This is a genomic window from Oharaeibacter diazotrophicus (assembly GCF_004362745.1).
Classification (GTDB): Bacteria; Pseudomonadota; Alphaproteobacteria; order Rhizobiales; family Pleomorphomonadaceae; genus Oharaeibacter; species Oharaeibacter diazotrophicus.
In genome coordinates, this window is the sequence record NZ_SNXY01000008.1 from 52,611 (window position 1) to 67,751 (window position 15,141).

12 protein-coding genes are annotated in these 15,141 nt (G+C 61.9%); 1 reads left to right on the plus strand and 11 read right to left on the minus strand.

From position 1 onward, the window contains the following. Nucleotides 1-249 precede the first annotated feature (249 nt). Nucleotides 250-1,053: a helix-turn-helix domain-containing protein gene (locus EDD54_RS12585; RefSeq protein ID WP_126539661.1), complete on the plus strand. Its 804-nt coding sequence runs from the start codon at nucleotides 250-252 to the stop codon at nucleotides 1,051-1,053. A gap of 112 nt (nucleotides 1,054-1,165) precedes the next feature. On the opposite strand, the gene EDD54_RS12590 is transcribed toward EDD54_RS12585, so the two are convergent. The 11 genes from EDD54_RS12590 to EDD54_RS12645 form a co-directional block, all read right to left on the minus strand. Next, entirely contained in the window at nucleotides 1,166-3,451 is a 2,286-nt protein-coding gene (locus tag EDD54_RS12590; RefSeq protein ID WP_126539663.1) for an nSTAND3 domain-containing NTPase, read from the minus strand. A gap of 247 nt (nucleotides 3,452-3,698) precedes the next feature. Then, nucleotides 3,699-4,847: a nucleotidyltransferase-like protein gene (locus EDD54_RS12595; protein ID WP_126539665.1), complete on the minus strand. Its 1,149-nt coding sequence runs from the start codon at nucleotides 4,845-4,847 to the stop codon at nucleotides 3,699-3,701. A 4-nt stretch (nucleotides 4,848-4,851) separates the two neighbouring features. Next, nucleotides 4,852-5,535 (minus strand): Cap15 family cyclic dinucleotide receptor domain-containing protein, encoded by a 684-nt coding sequence (locus EDD54_RS12600; protein WP_245515755.1) that lies wholly within the window; start codon nucleotides 5,533-5,535, stop codon nucleotides 4,852-4,854. A 1,702-nt stretch (nucleotides 5,536-7,237) separates the two neighbouring features. Next, nucleotides 7,238-7,549 carry an excalibur calcium-binding domain-containing protein gene (locus EDD54_RS23650; RefSeq protein ID WP_126539669.1) on the minus strand — a complete coding sequence of 104 codons (312 nt, stop codon included), beginning with the start codon at nucleotides 7,547-7,549 and terminating at the stop codon, nucleotides 7,238-7,240. 5 nt (nucleotides 7,550-7,554) lie between these two features. Next, nucleotides 7,555-8,175, minus strand: a complete 621-nt coding sequence (locus tag EDD54_RS12615) for a thermonuclease family protein (RefSeq protein WP_245515756.1) — start codon at nucleotides 8,173-8,175, stop codon at nucleotides 7,555-7,557. A 41-nt stretch (nucleotides 8,176-8,216) separates the two neighbouring features. Continuing rightward, nucleotides 8,217-10,748 carry a serine protease gene (locus EDD54_RS12620; RefSeq protein WP_165644294.1) on the minus strand — a complete coding sequence of 844 codons (2,532 nt, stop codon included), beginning with the start codon at nucleotides 10,746-10,748 and terminating at the stop codon, nucleotides 8,217-8,219. A gap of 50 nt (nucleotides 10,749-10,798) precedes the next feature. Beyond that, the gene (gene hxsA / locus EDD54_RS12625; RefSeq protein WP_126539675.1) at nucleotides 10,799-11,377 is read right to left on the minus strand and encodes a His-Xaa-Ser repeat protein HxsA; all 579 of its coding nucleotides are present in this window, start codon (nucleotides 11,375-11,377) and stop codon (nucleotides 10,799-10,801) included. Continuing rightward, nucleotides 11,374-12,456, minus strand: coding sequence for a His-Xaa-Ser system radical SAM maturase HxsC (gene hxsC, locus EDD54_RS12630; protein WP_126541843.1), 1,083 nt, complete (start codon nucleotides 12,454-12,456; stop codon nucleotides 11,374-11,376). Before hxsC ends, hxsA begins: the two co-directional genes overlap by 4 nt. Then, nucleotides 12,453-13,859 carry a His-Xaa-Ser system radical SAM maturase HxsB gene (gene hxsB, locus EDD54_RS12635; RefSeq protein ID WP_126539677.1) on the minus strand — a complete coding sequence of 469 codons (1,407 nt, stop codon included), beginning with the start codon at nucleotides 13,857-13,859 and terminating at the stop codon, nucleotides 12,453-12,455. Before hxsB ends, hxsC begins: the two co-directional genes overlap by 4 nt. Beyond that, the gene (locus tag EDD54_RS12640; protein ID WP_126539679.1) at nucleotides 13,856-14,107 is read right to left on the minus strand and encodes a hypothetical protein; all 252 of its coding nucleotides are present in this window, start codon (nucleotides 14,105-14,107) and stop codon (nucleotides 13,856-13,858) included. Before EDD54_RS12640 ends, hxsB begins: the two co-directional genes overlap by 4 nt. A 175-nt stretch (nucleotides 14,108-14,282) precedes the next feature. Continuing rightward, nucleotides 14,283-15,059: a hypothetical protein gene (locus EDD54_RS12645; protein ID WP_126539681.1), complete on the minus strand. Its 777-nt coding sequence runs from the start codon at nucleotides 15,057-15,059 to the stop codon at nucleotides 14,283-14,285. Nucleotides 15,060-15,141: the final 82 nt, after the last annotated feature.

The window sequence follows — 15,141 nt, forward strand, 5'->3', positions numbered from 1 at the left end:
CCACGTCGGGCCAGGGCATCATTTCTGGTGCCCCGGCCTCGGCGCTGCTCAATGCAAGACTGCGACCAACACCAGCACAGCCACCGCCGCCAAGATGGCCAGTTTGCCTTCAGCCCGGATAAATAGACCTTTCAGCGTCAAAGACACTTGGAGGTGGGACGATATGCGGGGTACCAGGGCTCTTTTCATGACGGAAACTCGTTATGAGTTGCGGGAACGACGCGTCGCACTAGTGTTCTGGCATCTCACATGCTCAAAAACAGCAGCACCAACCCCGCACCAACCATGCAGCAACCAGTCAGCACGAAGCAGAAGAAGACTCGTGGGCCGAAGCGGAGTGCCCGATTCTATGGGAAGCGCTTGCAGGAAGCGCGCGAAGCTGCTGATCTAACTCAAGAAGATATGGTCGGCATTGGCCTTAGCCTTTCTAGCATTCAACGTGCAGAGCGCAGCATAACTGTGTCATACGAAACGGCTATGGCGATTTGTTGTCTCCTCCGGATCAGGCCGGAGGACTATCTGATGCCGGAAAACTGCCCCGTCATCCCCATTCCAGCCGCAGTCGATACTATTAATGAGCTTACTAAGGCAGAAGAAATTAAAATTTATCGGCGTCCAAAAATGTACTTTGGCCGGCGCTACAGCATCCGCGTGATCCAGATTGGGCAGGCTATGCACGATGACTTCATCATGGAAAATGATGACGGTCTCGCTGCTGCCGCTGGCACGATTGCAGGCGATACGATCAGATTCCAGGTCGCTGACGGTGAACAGCCCGCATCCGCCATTGATGGAAGCGTATACCGTATCCATCGCATTCACGCGGATGGCGCCCTAGCTGATAAGATACATACCGAATGCAGCTTACGTCGTGGTTTTGGGGATGCTGGCGGCCTTAAAGGTAAATATTTTATTATTGAATGCCGTGGTAAATATAAGGAGCTTACATGCGGCTTTGTAGACTACATCGGCCAAAGGGAGTGGGCACTGCTCTGGCGTTTAGTTGACATACTGGATAGACCACCGCAGCCGAGAACGGTGCATAACTCTTGAATTATGCGCGACCAAGTCTCGTTCGCTTTGGGCCGTATCCAGACTGGCGGCTTTTAGGGCGAAAAATAGGTTAGCTGCCATTGGCGAGCTGGGTTGCCCTTTGCTTCGCCCGCTAAGCCTGATCGCGCCTAAGTGACTCAAACATATCCGAAATACTCCGATCATCATCCCGCTCCATGCGCGACCGCTCCTTCCATTCGTCCTGCATATGGTCAGCGTATTGATCTTCATATTCCTCGAAATTGGCGCTTTCTTCTTCGACCCGCTGAATCATCGTATCAACATCAACGCCGAGCTCATCACGGAACAGTTCCAGATCCTCGATCAGACCAGAATACTGCTCGCGCGAGCGGCATTCGCTCAGTTCTTCGGAGAAGTACCGCCGTTGATACGTGGCGAAGCTCTCCCTGGCGATCACTACCTCACGCCCCGCGTCCCGTGTGTCGACCACGCCCAAAAGTTCGCGCAGCTCGTCCGATCGGCAGCCAGTACGCGCTTCTTCCAAGACCGCGCCAAGAACCGCGTTCCGCATCGGTGTAACGCTATCAGCCGGCAGCGACACCGCCGCGTCCATCGCGCGGATCAGCTTAATCGCGTCGTTGATCTCCGGCCGCTCGGTGCCCCACTCCTCAATCAGCCGCTCATAGCCCAATGGGATCAACGCGGTGATCGCAGGCGCACCGAGCCGCTCCGCCATCTCGACGATGATCGCGAGTCGTTGTTCAAAGGTCGGGCCAAAATAGACGAAACCTCCGCCCTCTAAGGCAACCCGCCGACGGTGGCGCGCCAACCGAGCGATTGATCCGGCAATCCGGTGGGATTCGCGTTTCAGCGCAGCTAAGATGTTACCGCCTTGCTCGGCCTTCGCCAGACTCCAGATTTGTTCGATCTGACCGAAGTGCGTCGCCCCCTCGATCATGTCGACGGCGTTGTCCGGTGCGCCCCGCGCTACGGCGTTGAGCAGATCGAGCACAGACGGATCGATGATCTCGAACCCCTGCTGACCCCAAGGCTTGATGAAGCTATTCACCACTTCACGAATGCCTGCCCTGAAATCGTCGGGCCGTGTCGAGAATCTGTAACGCGCCGCGCGATGCGCGTGGAGCGGACCGAAGGCGTCTTCGAGCACACGCCCACCACACTGACCGCCGAGAGTGCGCATGGCGAGCAGCACCGAGCGGCCCGCCTCAGAGATTTCCTGCTCGTAGGCGTGGTGCCAAATTTCGGATGGATCGCGCAACAGATTATCGACGAAGCCGCGATAGCGCTCAACCGGCACCTGCGTCAGTCGGCGGTAAGATGACAGCCACTCGATTAGACGCGGGTTGAACTTCTCATGCTTGACAATTCGCATGTAAAATTCACCGCGCAATAGCTCTTCGAGGTAGACTTCGGGCAGGTCACTGAAGTAAAGATGGTTGTAAAGAATGTGGGCGCGCTGCCTCGTCGTGTAGTTCGGCATGTTCAATATGACACGCAGATCATCCAGCCCGGCATGGCGCAGCCGCTCGGAGCGGCCCAGCGCTTGGGCGAAAACATGCTCGCGGGTGGTCAGCACAAGTCGCGCGTCGGGCGTCGCCCTGACCATCGCAATAAAGTGGAGCAGCGCACGGTCGTTGGAGCTGTGAACGCGGTCCCCAGCGAAGGTTGCGCCCATGAAATCATCGAAATAGAAAACCTGCCGTAAGCCAGGCTGGAATAGCTTCTCGCCTTCTTCGACGTCGCGCTGAATAAGGACGGCCTGATACCCCTGCTCAAGGTGCGCGTAGAGCAGCAGATCTGCAAGTGTGGTCTTGCCAACGCCTGGCGGTCCGGCAATGATAACGACTCGTTGATCCGCAAGCATCTCCAAGGCTCTTGTATAGGCATCACTCGCGACATACCGGCGCACTTGCTCATAGACTTGGCGCGCCTTGAACTCGCTGCGGGTCCGCGCCGCATTGTGAATGACCCGATCAAGGACGCCTCGGCTTGCCAGCCAAAGCTTATAGTGGCGACCCTCTACATCGGGATGCTGGCCGATTAGGTTATTGAGACCTTCTGCTCCGATGATATCCTGCGGTTTCAAATACTCTGTGCCGATGATCCCGGAAATTGCGTCCTTATTCGCCGGCGACAGCGGAACGGATGTTACAAGGACGTACCGCGAGGGGGCCAATCGACGGACCTTGACGGCCTCTAGCTCCAGATCGCGCATCAGGCCCGTTAGGCCAGTGCGAAGGTAATGCTTGACCTGGATGATGGTCTTTGACGGCCCGACAGCATAACGCAGGTCTATGCCGCCATCACGGCCTGCCTTGAAGCTTTCTATGTCGAAGCCCCAATGCACCTGTAACAGATCGCGAGTGAGGACCTCTAGATCGTGCGAAGATAGCTGGTGGAAGTCGTACTCAGGCATGTCTGGCAGACGGCCTCATTCTTTTTGTGGTCGCTTCGCTGTTTGCGGCTCAGCGGGTTATCAATGCTACCGGTTTCCTCACGACTCTAAAAGATACATTTGAAGCTCGAACCGTGCTCGTTAAGGTCGCTCACCCGATGCGCGGGCGACGTCCGCTTGCAAACATTTTTCGAACCAGTTCGCATGGCAGAGATGCGGGCGCTTACCGGACATTCCCTCCCACCAAGCGGTAGATGCTCCAAAGTCTTCAATTCCGTGCAGCGGGCACGTAGGCCTTAGAAAGAACAATACGACCGTCGGACAGAGAGAATTCCGGTCGCCGGGAGAGCAGAATGTCCTGCTCCTTGGCGACTTCGCGCGCCAGATCGTCCATTTCCAAGGAAAGGACTCTCATCCCTTGGTACTTTTCGTCCGTGTCGAAGATCCTGCGCGACCCGTCCGGCACCATCAAGCTCTTAGCCTTTTCGCCGTCATGATAAAGCTCGTCGAGAAATCTCTGCGTTTCCGCAAGAACACCTAGCTCATTAATGTAACTGGCTCGCAAAGCGTCGAGGTTGGCGTGATACATCGTGGCTGCAATATCGAAGCTCGGGAATACGATAGTTTTACCTTCTTCAATTGCATCATTTTTGACGTTCTTGCAAAGGCGAATAGCTTTTTTCAAGCCACCCAGAGTCTGGTCATCTCTGGTATGGACACGGTGGATATGGACGAACGGCAGGTTATCAATCGTAACCGGCACTTTCTTGTTGAGAATGGTGACGCCGCGATCGCGCTCCTGATTGGAAGATTGATATTCAAGGGTGTCGTACCAGTGCGAAGGCACGACATCGACGGGCCGGGCAAGCGAGCCTCCAGAAATAGAAATGGCTTTCCCGCCGGACTTATCGACAGTCGCTGTTGGGAACCTAGCCTCAAGAATTTTCTCAGCCTCGCTCCGTAAGGCGGAAAGCACGCCGATCGAGGTCTTGGAAGTTGGTGTCGTATAAAGCCCTGCCCGGCTTCGGGCACCTTGGGTGTGATATGTATAAAAACTGGTGTCGAGGTTGAGTAGGTCGACATCGCTAACGCCACGGATATGAACGTTGAGCGGTACCGAGCCTTGCAGCCGGAACTCTACTGAGAAGCCCTTAGAGGTCAGGCCATTCTCAAGCTGGTTCCCAACGCGCTGCGCGGTTTCGATGCTGATGCGCGTATAATCTTTGTCGACCTCCTGCATCGCCCCGAGTGCATAGCGCGTGTACGGCTGATTTTCTGCACGCTTCTGGTATTCTTCTTCAAGATAGCTTTTAGCGATTACCTCGTCGCGCGCCGTTTCATTCAACTGCCCCAAGCGATCGGTGCCAAGGCGACGAATGCGAAGCTGATTAAGCCGCTTGTTGATATCCCTTGCCATGATCTCATAGCCTTTGCAGCTTCATAGTTCCAAACGTATACCGCCCGTATCCGTTGAAGTATTCTCCGTCCCCCGTCTGTAGGTCCTTCGCAAATACAATTTCTGCAAATCCTCTATGACTGCGTAGTTCCGTCTCGCCAATATGTGGATCGTTCTTATAACTATAGAAAAGTCGGTAACCATCCGCCTCGTCACAGACTAGAGCGGCGCTAACACTATTTGAGCCAGACTGCGCTGTTTTCAAGCGGACACGAATTTTATCCCAGGATTGAACGATTGTGATATATGCGTCCCACTCATAGCCAGGATTAGTGTCCGTCTTGACTGTCTTGCCTTTGCAAGACCAGTTGCCATTAAGGTCTGGCACCTTCAGGAGCTTGCCGATCACGGTCCATCGCCACGCATAGCGGTCAAGCAACCAGTAAAGCACAGCGAAGACGGCACCGGCTCCGACCAGTGAAAGCACTGAGGGCGGCAGATTTGCCACCACGCCGAATCGCTTGGCCATGTCCACGCCCCAAAGAAGGGCGAGAATAATAGCCGCGGACACAGCCGCAGATATCAAGCTTAGATAACGTCCAACTTTGGCGCGGCTCAAGCCGCCCAAAACAGTGTACTCGTGCTCCAACATAGAAGCCTGCTTCTCTGCCCGAACAACGCGATCATACCATATGTAGACGCTCGCCACGCGCATGTTCTATATATAGCGAAAGCCCGCAATTTACAAGGCAGGAAAGGGAAGCTGCAACCCCCCTTCCACAACAACGGCCGACGGCTGAGGGCAAGAAAACCCGCCATAGCCAGAAGGGTGCCAACTTACTCGCTTCCGGCAAGGACACTGCGGTGCCGCCGCTGGCGGTGTCTTCGGCTTCCTTGCCCTGCGCTGCGCGCGTTGGCCTCCGGATGGCATGGTCGGGACGTTCCTCGCGTGCCGTTGCAGCCTCTAAATCAGCAGCAAGGATTCACGGGGTAGGAGGAGCCGACCGTTACGTGCACCGGGTGAGCGGTGCCGCAAGGCGGCGAGCTATGCGACGACGGTTGCATTCCTGCTTCTGCAGAATCTGAGCAACCCGAGTAGGTGAAATATCGTGCTTTGCCGCGATGGCCGCGTTGGTCACCCCGTCGGCATGCTCTTTCTCAATTTGTACGTACCGCACAGCCTTTGCGAGTGTCATGCAATCATCTCTTGCTCTTATAGAGCCCATACGGGTTGCTAGTTCATCCTGCATGAAGGGTGCCAGCATTGTCTATGATGGAGTTCATGGGCGCCCCTGGTCGCGGCAGGACTTCCATTACTGCCAATCGACCAGAAGACGGCGTCGAGGATCGCTCGATGATCCTGCGGACGCCTGCCGCTCCGCGCGCCCTCCCGCACCAGAAACGGCGCGAAGATCGCCCACTCCTCATCCGTCATCAGCCCACGAACCACGACCGCTCTCCAACAAAGAGCGGCCTTGAAGCAGACCGAAGCCGATTTGGGAATACCCTTTGTCAACACGACCTAGGAGGCGCCGGCCCAGGGCACTTCGCTCCCACGAGTTGGCGATGAGCATGTGTCTGCGCTCACCAACGGGACCGGTCGGCAAGGGTCGAGGCGGCTCCGGCCCGGTCCGTCGACTTACGATTTCGACCTCAGGAGGCCGAACCGGACCCCACTCGATCTCCCGGAACGCCGGGGAGGACAGCAGGAAGTCATGGACGGCACGAATAGGCGCGATCAATGCATCGGGCATTGCGCCCGAAACCAGCACGGTCGCCGCCAGCTCGCGCAAGGCGCTCTCCAAGCCCGATCGATCTGCCGTCCCTCGCTCGAACGACGTCAGCGCAGCGAAACCCGGCTTGATGACCGCCCTGACCATGTATCGAGTTCTGGTCAATCGAACCCCTCGCCTCGAAGGCCGTGGCGGGTGCCCAGCCGGATCGCCGCTATAGGATACTCGCTACTGGGAGCAGTCCATATCGGGACTGGCGTCCCCGGGTTCGAACCCGCATTCCATGATTCCCATCCTGAGATCGAAGGCAGTGGGTTCGGAGCCGTCCTTCGGGAGCTTGCGCGCGAGGCGTTTGCAGGATCGCTCTGCACGATCGAGGGCCTCGGGGATGGACAGGCGCCTCGGAGCATTGCCTACCTCCTGCTCGAGGCAGACCACGTAATCGAGGACAGCCTTGTTCTTCGAGGCCGTAACATATCCGGCCTCGGTTCGATCGTAGGCGTTCGCGACCGGGAGGCAGCCCACGCAGACAGCAGCCGCCAGAGCACCCGAAGCGATCTGGCCCAGCGGCCTTCCACGTTTGCCGGACATGGTCGAAGTCACCACCACTACCGCCCTGGGACCAGGGATGTCGACGTGCTGCCGACACGGAGAACCGCTCATTTCGATCACGACCTCCTACTCACAGGCGATCCCGTCGCCGTCGCGGTCGAGCTTCGGCGAGTAGCCGGGCTGCCCGATCCTCATTCTCGAATAGCCCGCAGCCCGTGCCGCCTTGCAGCTCGGGAAGGAAACCGCTCCCTCTCCGCCCCCGACAAGGTCCAAGAGCCTTGACGACGGCTCCGGAGCCGCCTGCGTCCTGTGGCAGTGGTATCCGCCGCGTTTCCGGTCGTTGTGGCAGCCTTGGGCGTTCAGTCCGCCCGGATGGGCGGAAGCCGCGACGGGGCAGATCACGGCTACGAGCGCGAGCGTAAGGATCGGCGTTCTCATGTGCGCTACTTTCCTCCCCAGTATGGCGCCCGCCACCCCGCCTTCAGCGCGTCGCCCTCGCTGCAGAACCAGCGTTCGCCGTGCGCCGGATCGACCGACGTCCTGCCGTACCAGGGCGACCACGGGGCGTGGTAGATGCGCACCCCGTCGGCGTTGACGTTGCCCTTGATCGGGCATCCGCCCGGCACGGCCTGGACCGCGCCGTCCCACCGGTGCTGGCGGTACTCCCAGGCGGTCTCGGTCTCAGCCTGCCAGATGCCGACGCCCCGGCCGTGGGCTTCGTCTTCGGCGGCGTCGTAGTCGTGGGCGTACTTCCGGAAAGCCCACGCCAACCCGGCCGTCACCATGGCCCGGCCCACGTCGAGGCCATCGGCCATGCAGACCGACAGGGTCCGTCCGTAGGCATCCGGCCCACGGTCGTCACATGTGACCTCGTGGCCGAGGACGAGGCCGTCCATGGCCTTGATGGCGGCCTTGCCGCACGCCCATTCGCTGCCGGATGCGCGCCTGCACTTCTGCCCGGCCTCGGGCGCATCGACGCCCCAGATCCTGTGAACGACGCCGTCGACCTCGATCGTGTCGCCATCGATGACGCGGACGGCGGCGGCTCCTGCCGCCGGGGACATGAGGCATCCTATCGCCGTGAGTACGGCCGCCGCGCGACGCCTCATCGGCGGCACTCGATGGCGGCCGCGATCGACTGGGCACGCTCGGCAAGGTCGGCGCCCTTGAGCGGCTCGCCCGGGCTTCCGACCTGGTACTCGATCCCCTTGGCCTCGAGGAAGCTGGCCAGAATGGCGGCCTTGATGGCGAAGTTCACATTCTGGGGTATGTCGTTCGTCACCATGGCAACGGCGACGGCGTTGATCTTGGAATGGACCACCCCAACCACGTTGCCGCTTTCGTCGAGCAGCGGTCCCCCGCTGTTGCCGGGCTGCACGGGTGCTGAGATCTGGAGGTGCCGGGTGTCGTCGCGGAGGCCCGCCGTCGCCGCCACCGATCCCCTGGTGAAGTTGCCGGAGGCGAGCAGTCCGCTGAGCGGGAAGCCGAAGGCGGCGACGTCCTCCCCGAGGCGGACACCCATCCGAAGGTGTGCGACGGCCTTCGAGCGCGCCTCCGTCTTCACGAGGGCGAGGTCATTGGTCTCGTCGCTGGCGATGACCGTGCCCGGCTTCGGCTGCCCGTCTACGGACACGGTGACGGAGGAGCAGCCATCGACGACGTGTTGGTTCGTGACCACCGCGTCCTGGGCCACGAAGAACCCGGTGCCGCTGGACGCCCCCCCGGACGATCCCTGCGATCCCGAGTCTGGTGGCCGGGCGGTATTCGGTGCCGCCGGCGCGATCGCGACCTCAGTCAGGGGAAGCGGCGGCGAGCGGCGGATGCCGAGTTCGTTGTCGGCCCGGAAGAGGTCGGACATCACGGTGGCGAGGCGCTCCCCCCGAATGTCGGAGGCACTGGACCAGATGATGGTGAAGCCCGCCACGCCGCCCGGAACGGCCGAAAAACGGCTGTACTGACTGGAGGCACCGTCGTGCGAGGAGATGACGAAGAACCCCGGCTTCAGGACCTTGAAGTCGATGGTCATGTCCTTGAGGTTCCCGAGAATGATCGGGAAGGCCGCATCGACGGAGAATCCCTGGTAGCCGACGAAGAACACCACCGCCGGGTCGGGCGGCGCTCCGTATTGCATGCCGTTCTCAATGGGCGACGTGGACGAGGCAACGCCCTTCGGGACCCACAATGAGGCTCCGGTCGCGAGATCGGTCACCCTGGAAAGGCCCCACCGCCGGAGCAGCGGAGAAGCCTCCCGCCGGAGCGCCTCCTGATCGCCGTCGGTCAGCACCCCGGTCGCCGACCTTCCGACGGATGCCTGGAACGCCTTGATGGCCGCGAAGAGCTTCTCGCCAAAGCCGTCCACGGCAACGTTCGGCCACTGTCCCGTTGCCGCCAGTAGGACCTGAATGTCGCGGCGGCGATCGATCGGCAACGCGAGGAAGGCAGCCTTGGCATCCTCGAAGGAGGGCATGGCAGCGGCCGTGCTGTTGGAGGCGGTCCCTTCCGGCGCCCCGTAGCCGTTCGCGACGAGATGCCGCCGGAGTGCGTCCGGGAAGTCGAGCTTCCGGCGACTTGCCTCCGGGCAGTTCTCGACCTTGCGGCCGTCGCTGCAGATCTCGACCTTCCAGTCTGAAGAGCGGTCGTAGAGAGGAAGCATCCTGGCCCAGGCCTCGCCGCCCTCTCCAAGAAGCTGCTTCGTGGCCACCCACCCTGCGAGGTAGCCGTTGTTGCGCCAGACCTCAGGGTCTTGCCTTGCCTCGAACTCCAAGGATCTAAGGTCCTGGACAACCCTCCTGCGGAAAGCCGGGTCCTTGGTCACGTTCCGGAGGCGGCCGGAACCGAACTTCTGGATCAGGGGCGGCCGGACCGATTCCGCGTAGGAGGCGAACAGGTAGGAGAAGCTGTCGTCGCCGCTGACCAACTCGGCGATCCCGTCACCATCGACGTCGTCGGGAACGGGTTCGCTGTCCGCCTGGCCGAGGTCGGCCATCGTCCAGACGCCCGGGCTTGCTTCGGACAACACGACGGTTGTCGTGCAGCAATGGGCACCGCCCGAGAAGGCGTCGAACATCACTTCGGGATGTCCGTTGCCGCGGTCGAGTTCGACGAGGCGGAGGTTAGAGTCGTAGTCGGCGGCTTCCTCGAACCGATGCTTCAGGTCGAAGAGGGTCTTGCCGCCCTCCGTGCCGACCACACGAGCCGTCCAGCCGTCCTTCGTCCGGTCCCGGGTCAGCTTGACTTCGAAGGCGCCGATGCGTGCGACGCTCGGCTTGTCCTTCTTCACGGTCGCCGTCACGCCCGGCTGAGGCGGCATCCGCCACACGGTCTCGATGTAGGTCTTGCCCCTCGAGAGGACGGTGTCCTTCGGGAGCGACATCCACAGGTCGCTTCGGATCTTGTCCAAGGTCCCGGATCGCGGCTCCAAAACGGCGGCGTACCAGCCGTTCGCCGCCCGGACGACGCGCGCCTCGCCGCCATAGCGCCGGGCGATGCCGATCGCCTCGTCGAGGTCGGTCGAACTCGCGATCGTCACCCAGCGCTTGCCCGGCGGTGGATCGAAGGATTCCGCCTGGGCGGGTTCGGACAAGGTCGCAACGACCGCGAAGACGACGAAGGAAAGATGGGCGAACACTCGGAACATGCGACACCCAAGGAACGGCCAGCGAACCGCTGGGCCGTCGGAGGAGAACGTCATTCGGCGACGATGCGAAGGGAATCGAGAACCTGGGGCGTGATCGTGCCCGTGACCTTCAGGCCGTAGTCGGTCTGCATCTTCTTGATGGCGTCCCGGGTGCCCGGGCCGACCTTCCCGTCGATCGCGCCGCCGTAGTAGCCATAGGCCAGCAGGGCGGTCTGCACCTGCATCACGATCCGCTTGAACTTGTCCGTGTTGCCTGGGAGGGCCGGGAGCGCCGCCAAGGCAGCGGGAGGCGTGTAGGTGGGCGCCGGCTGCGTATAGACCGGGGCAGGAGGCGTGTAGCTCGGTGTGGGATCCGAGTAGACGGGAGCCGGAGGCGAATAGGTCGAATAGCCCCCACCCGACGAGGAGCTATGGCTGCTGTGCGAGCTGTGGCTGCTGTGGGATGAGTGGGATGAGTGTGACCTGTGCCCGGCGAGGGTGAATTTGTGGTTCAGCCGGAAGAGGTCGAACAGGCTGGGCTTCCGCTCGAGTTCGAGGTCCGGTTTATGCAGGACAGGAAGGGCGGACGCTGTCTGCGGCGGGATCAGCCCTGCCGCCAGCAGGGACGTGATGGCGAACCGACGCCTCATAACGGATGAACCCCCGAAAACCCCCGGCCCTCAGGATACCACTCGAAGAAGCCGCCGCAACGGTCGCGTGCAGTGCAGGCGGAGCATTCCTTGAGGTACTTCCGCTTCCAGTCGCTGATCGAAGACGGGGCGAGGTATCGGTAGGGTTCCGGCACCGTGCAGAGCGGGAAGTTGTAGAGCACTGCCTGGATGCCCCGCGCACGGGCGAGGTCCAGCGCTTCGGCGACGTCCGCGAAGGCAACGCTCGTGTCGGCGAAGAGGTCCGGCCAATCCCGCCGGGCGTAGCCGATGTTCTCCAGATGCATGATCGCCCAGCGGACCGCGAAGGGGATGTGGGTCGTCACGAAACGCGCGAGCCGCGGCAGGTCAAAGAGGTTGCGCCTCATGACCACGGTCCGCAGTTCTACGGCCGCACCCGCCCGGCAGAGGAGAGCTAGGCCGTCCAGCAAGGCACCGAACGCACCGATCTTGCCGACGATCCCGTCGTGGGTCGCTGGATCGGTCGAATAGATCGGCACCCCCCAGGTGACGGCACTCCGCACGGTTCGCAACGCATCGATGTCGTCCGCCGTGAAGTGCTGGGCGTTCGAGAGGACGTGGAATGACAGGTCCGGCCGAGCGGCCGTCACGCGCTCGAGCATTACAAGGAGTTGGTCCTTGAACAGCGTCGGCTCGCCCCCCGAGATGCCGATCGTCGCGTTCGAGGGAGCCAACAGCGCAGCCGTTTCGAGGTGCGCGAACATGTCGACGTGCTTGGCCTTCGGCGGCTGGGAGCACATGACGCAGAGCTGGTCGCAGCGTTCGGTGACGAGGAGCGTGTTGTGAGCCGAGGACGCCCGGATCAGGCGATGGCCAAGGTTCCGGCCCGGCAGCACGAGGAGGACGTCTCCGTCGGCCTCGTCGGGTGAAACGCCCGAAACCGACACCCGGCCCCCGGGGCCGTCGAAGACCAGTTCGTCTCCCGCCTCCTCGAGGTAGATGTCGAACGGCGTCTCCCGAAGGCCTGCGTCGGCGTTCAGGCGAACCACGAACGGGTCGCTTCGTCCCGGTGCGCGGATCGGCAGTCGCAACGGGATCATGGCGCCCTCCGGACGAGCGTCCTCGGCCATTCGGAGACGCCCGCCCACTTCGCGAGCGACCACCGCGTCGCGTCGTCGTCCCTGGTCACCAATTCGAACACCTTGTCGAAGAGCGCCATGTGCCGACGGCAGAACCAGGTGTCCAGCCGGGGCACGTCCACGCGGCCATACCGTGAAAGGTCGTCGACCACGTCGGTCCCGCAGAAGGCTTGGTAGGGGCAGTGGATGCAGTCTGGATCGAAGTTGTTCATCGAGGATGTGTTCAAGGCGGCCCTGCGATCGGCGTCGATCCCGGTGGCAACGTGGCCGACCGAGAGGTCGACCTGCCCGATCCGTGACAGCATCCGGGCTTCGTCGGTCGGGTACAGCCGCCCATCGTGGTCCACGACCACGTAGTCCGTCGCCAACAAGTTGGGGTTCCGGATGTCGACGTGATGGTCGAGGCCGGAGGCGAGGACGCGGCGCAGCGCATGGGTGAAGTAGTATTCCTCGACCACATGCTGCCTCTCAGCGTTGCGCCGGATCAGCATCTCGATGAAGTCGGAATGGAGCGCGTTCCACGCCTCGATCTCGCCGTCCCTCATCCCGCGCCGCCGGGCGAAACCCTGGTGGTTGATGGGCCGCAGGTAGATCGACCGGATGCCGAGGCTCTCGTAGCGGTCCACGAGCGCGGCGAAGTCCGGCGGCCGGAAGGGATCGATCGTGGGCAGGGCGGAGATGCGGCCGGGGCCGAGCCGTGCAGCCGCTTCCTCAAGGTTGGAGAAGAACCGCTGCGTTAGGTCGGGGTCCGACGTTCTCTGGCGTTCATGGGTTTCGAAGTCCCCATCGAGCGAGGTGCTGACGAACGTGTCCGGCGCATCCAGGAAAGCCCACTGCTGGGCGTCGAGGCGCTGGAGGTTGGTGCAGACCACGAACTCCACCTTGGCGAAGCGCTTCCGGGCGAAGTCCCGGACCGCATGCATGAGGTCGAGCCTCAGCGTCGGTTCGCCGCCCTGGAACTCGATCTTGATGTCGTCGGTCGGGAGCGCATCCAGGAACCGAAGGGTCGAGGCGAGGGTCTCGTCGGTCCAGTCGAAGCCGCGGGCGGTCTCCGGTGCCCGCGAGACCTGACAGTAGCCACAGGCGAGGTCACAGCGGAGGGTTGGTACGAGGATGACGTAGGCGAGCTTTCCGGCTGACGCCTGACGGGCTGACCAGCGCCAGGCGAAGGCGAGATGCGGGAGGTCTCCCTCCCGCTCGTAGGCATGTCCGCCATCCTTCAGAAATGCGAGATCGTCGTCCGTCAGGCATCCCTGGCCATACCGGTCCACGAACGCCCGGTCAGCGACGAACCACCCTCCGGCGTCGTCGGCGAGCACCGTTCCGTTCGCCAGATCGCGGAACTTCAGGGGCCAGACCGTCATCGCCCGCCAACCAGGTCCAGGAGGCTGCGCCGCATGTCCATGGTCTCGGAGAGGATACGCTCACGGTAGAGCGCGTATGCGATCTCGCGCTCCACGTCGGAGGCCCCTTGGCCATCTGGGATGGAGACCAGGATGCCTCCGTCGGCGGCTTCGAAACCCCAGCCAGGATGCAGGTAGCGGAGCCGCGTGAGGGCGGCATCAAGCACTGGCTGGAAGACGTCGGCCACAGGAACAGATGTGCTCTGCATTGCTACCGCTCCGTCGCCGGGGGCTTGCCCGCGCTAGACGCGCGGGAGCATGGCATCATGAGACCGGTAGAGGTCTGGCGGCAACGGCGGATCCGCATCTTGCGGAATGGAGTATCCGTGCATCGCAGCAGACTCGTGACGGCGCGAGTGGTTCCTTCACGCGCCCTCCTTCCGCCTACTGCACCTTCTCGCGCTTCATCGTCAGCCTGATCTGGTGCAGGTCCCGACCGACGCGGAAGTTCACGATGTAGTTCTTTGGATCCGTCAGCTTGGCGACCTTGGCCGGGTCGAACTGGAACAAGCCGCCGTAGCTCTCTCCGGGCAGGATCGTGTTGTCCATCAGCATGGTGTTCTCGAGCGCGGCGACGTTGAGTTCGCCCGCCGTCGTCGCGGCATTGATGTTCGACGATGCGAGGGCTGCCCCGACGCCCGAATTGTATCCCGAGTAATTGTAGTTGTTGCCGTTTACGTTGACGGACCCGGCGTAGTAGCCGCCTGCGGCCCCGGCCACGCCGCCGATGATGGCGAGCGCGATCGCCTGGCGGCGCGCCTCGGCCTGCAGTTCGTCAACGTTCAGCACCTTCAGGGGCTTTCCGGTGTCAGCCTGGGTGACGGAGATGTCGGCGTACCGGAACGTGACGGGGGCGCGACCGACGTTGCGGATCAGCGCCACGAAGGCAGGCCGCGGTAGCTCCTGGGCGCGTGAGGCGGGAGCAATGATGACCTGAGTGGAGCCCACCTGGGAGAGGACCGCCTCCGTGCCGGAGCGGACCACGACCTGCTGCCCGGCTCGCGTCGCGAAGCTCGTCTTCTCAACGGTCACGCAACCTGACAAGGCGGTCGCGGCGAGGACTGCGAACGCGATCTTGAACCTGGACATAGTGCACGGGAAGCGTTGGTTTAGCCGGAGCACATACAACGCTGGCGCGATCTCGGCGTCAAGGGTGCGCAAGTGGGTTTCCACAACATCTGAGTGCAGCGCGATAAGTGCCTTCTTGGCCGGATCGGAAACTTGCCAGAACCCCTACGCCACG

Coding starts and splice junctions, on each gene's coding strand:
- EDD54_RS12585 (WP_126539661.1), top strand. CDS start 250: ATGCTCAAAAACAGCAGCACCAACCCCGCACCAACCATGCAGCAACCA.
- EDD54_RS12595 (WP_126539665.1), bottom strand. CDS start 4,847: ATGGCAAGGGATATCAACAAGCGGCTTAATCAGCTTCGCATTCGTCGC.
- hxsB (WP_126539677.1), bottom strand. CDS start 13,859: ATGACGGTCTGGCCCCTGAAGTTCCGCGATCTGGCGAACGGAACGGTG.
- hxsC (WP_126541843.1), bottom strand. CDS start 12,456: ATGATCCCGTTGCGACTGCCGATCCGCGCACCGGGACGAAGCGACCCG.
- EDD54_RS12620 (WP_165644294.1), bottom strand. CDS start 10,748: ATGTTCCGAGTGTTCGCCCATCTTTCCTTCGTCGTCTTCGCGGTCGTT.
- EDD54_RS23650 (WP_126539669.1), bottom strand. CDS start 7,549: ATGAGAACGCCGATCCTTACGCTCGCGCTCGTAGCCGTGATCTGCCCC.
- hxsA (WP_126539675.1), bottom strand. CDS start 11,377: ATGAGGCGTCGGTTCGCCATCACGTCCCTGCTGGCGGCAGGGCTGATC.
- EDD54_RS12640 (WP_126539679.1), bottom strand. CDS start 14,107: ATGCAGAGCACATCTGTTCCTGTGGCCGACGTCTTCCAGCCAGTGCTT.
- EDD54_RS12590 (WP_126539663.1), bottom strand. CDS start 3,451: ATGCCTGAGTACGACTTCCACCAGCTATCTTCGCACGATCTAGAGGTC.
- EDD54_RS12615 (WP_245515756.1), bottom strand. CDS start 8,175: ATGTCCCCGGCGGCAGGAGCCGCCGCCGTCCGCGTCATCGATGGCGAC.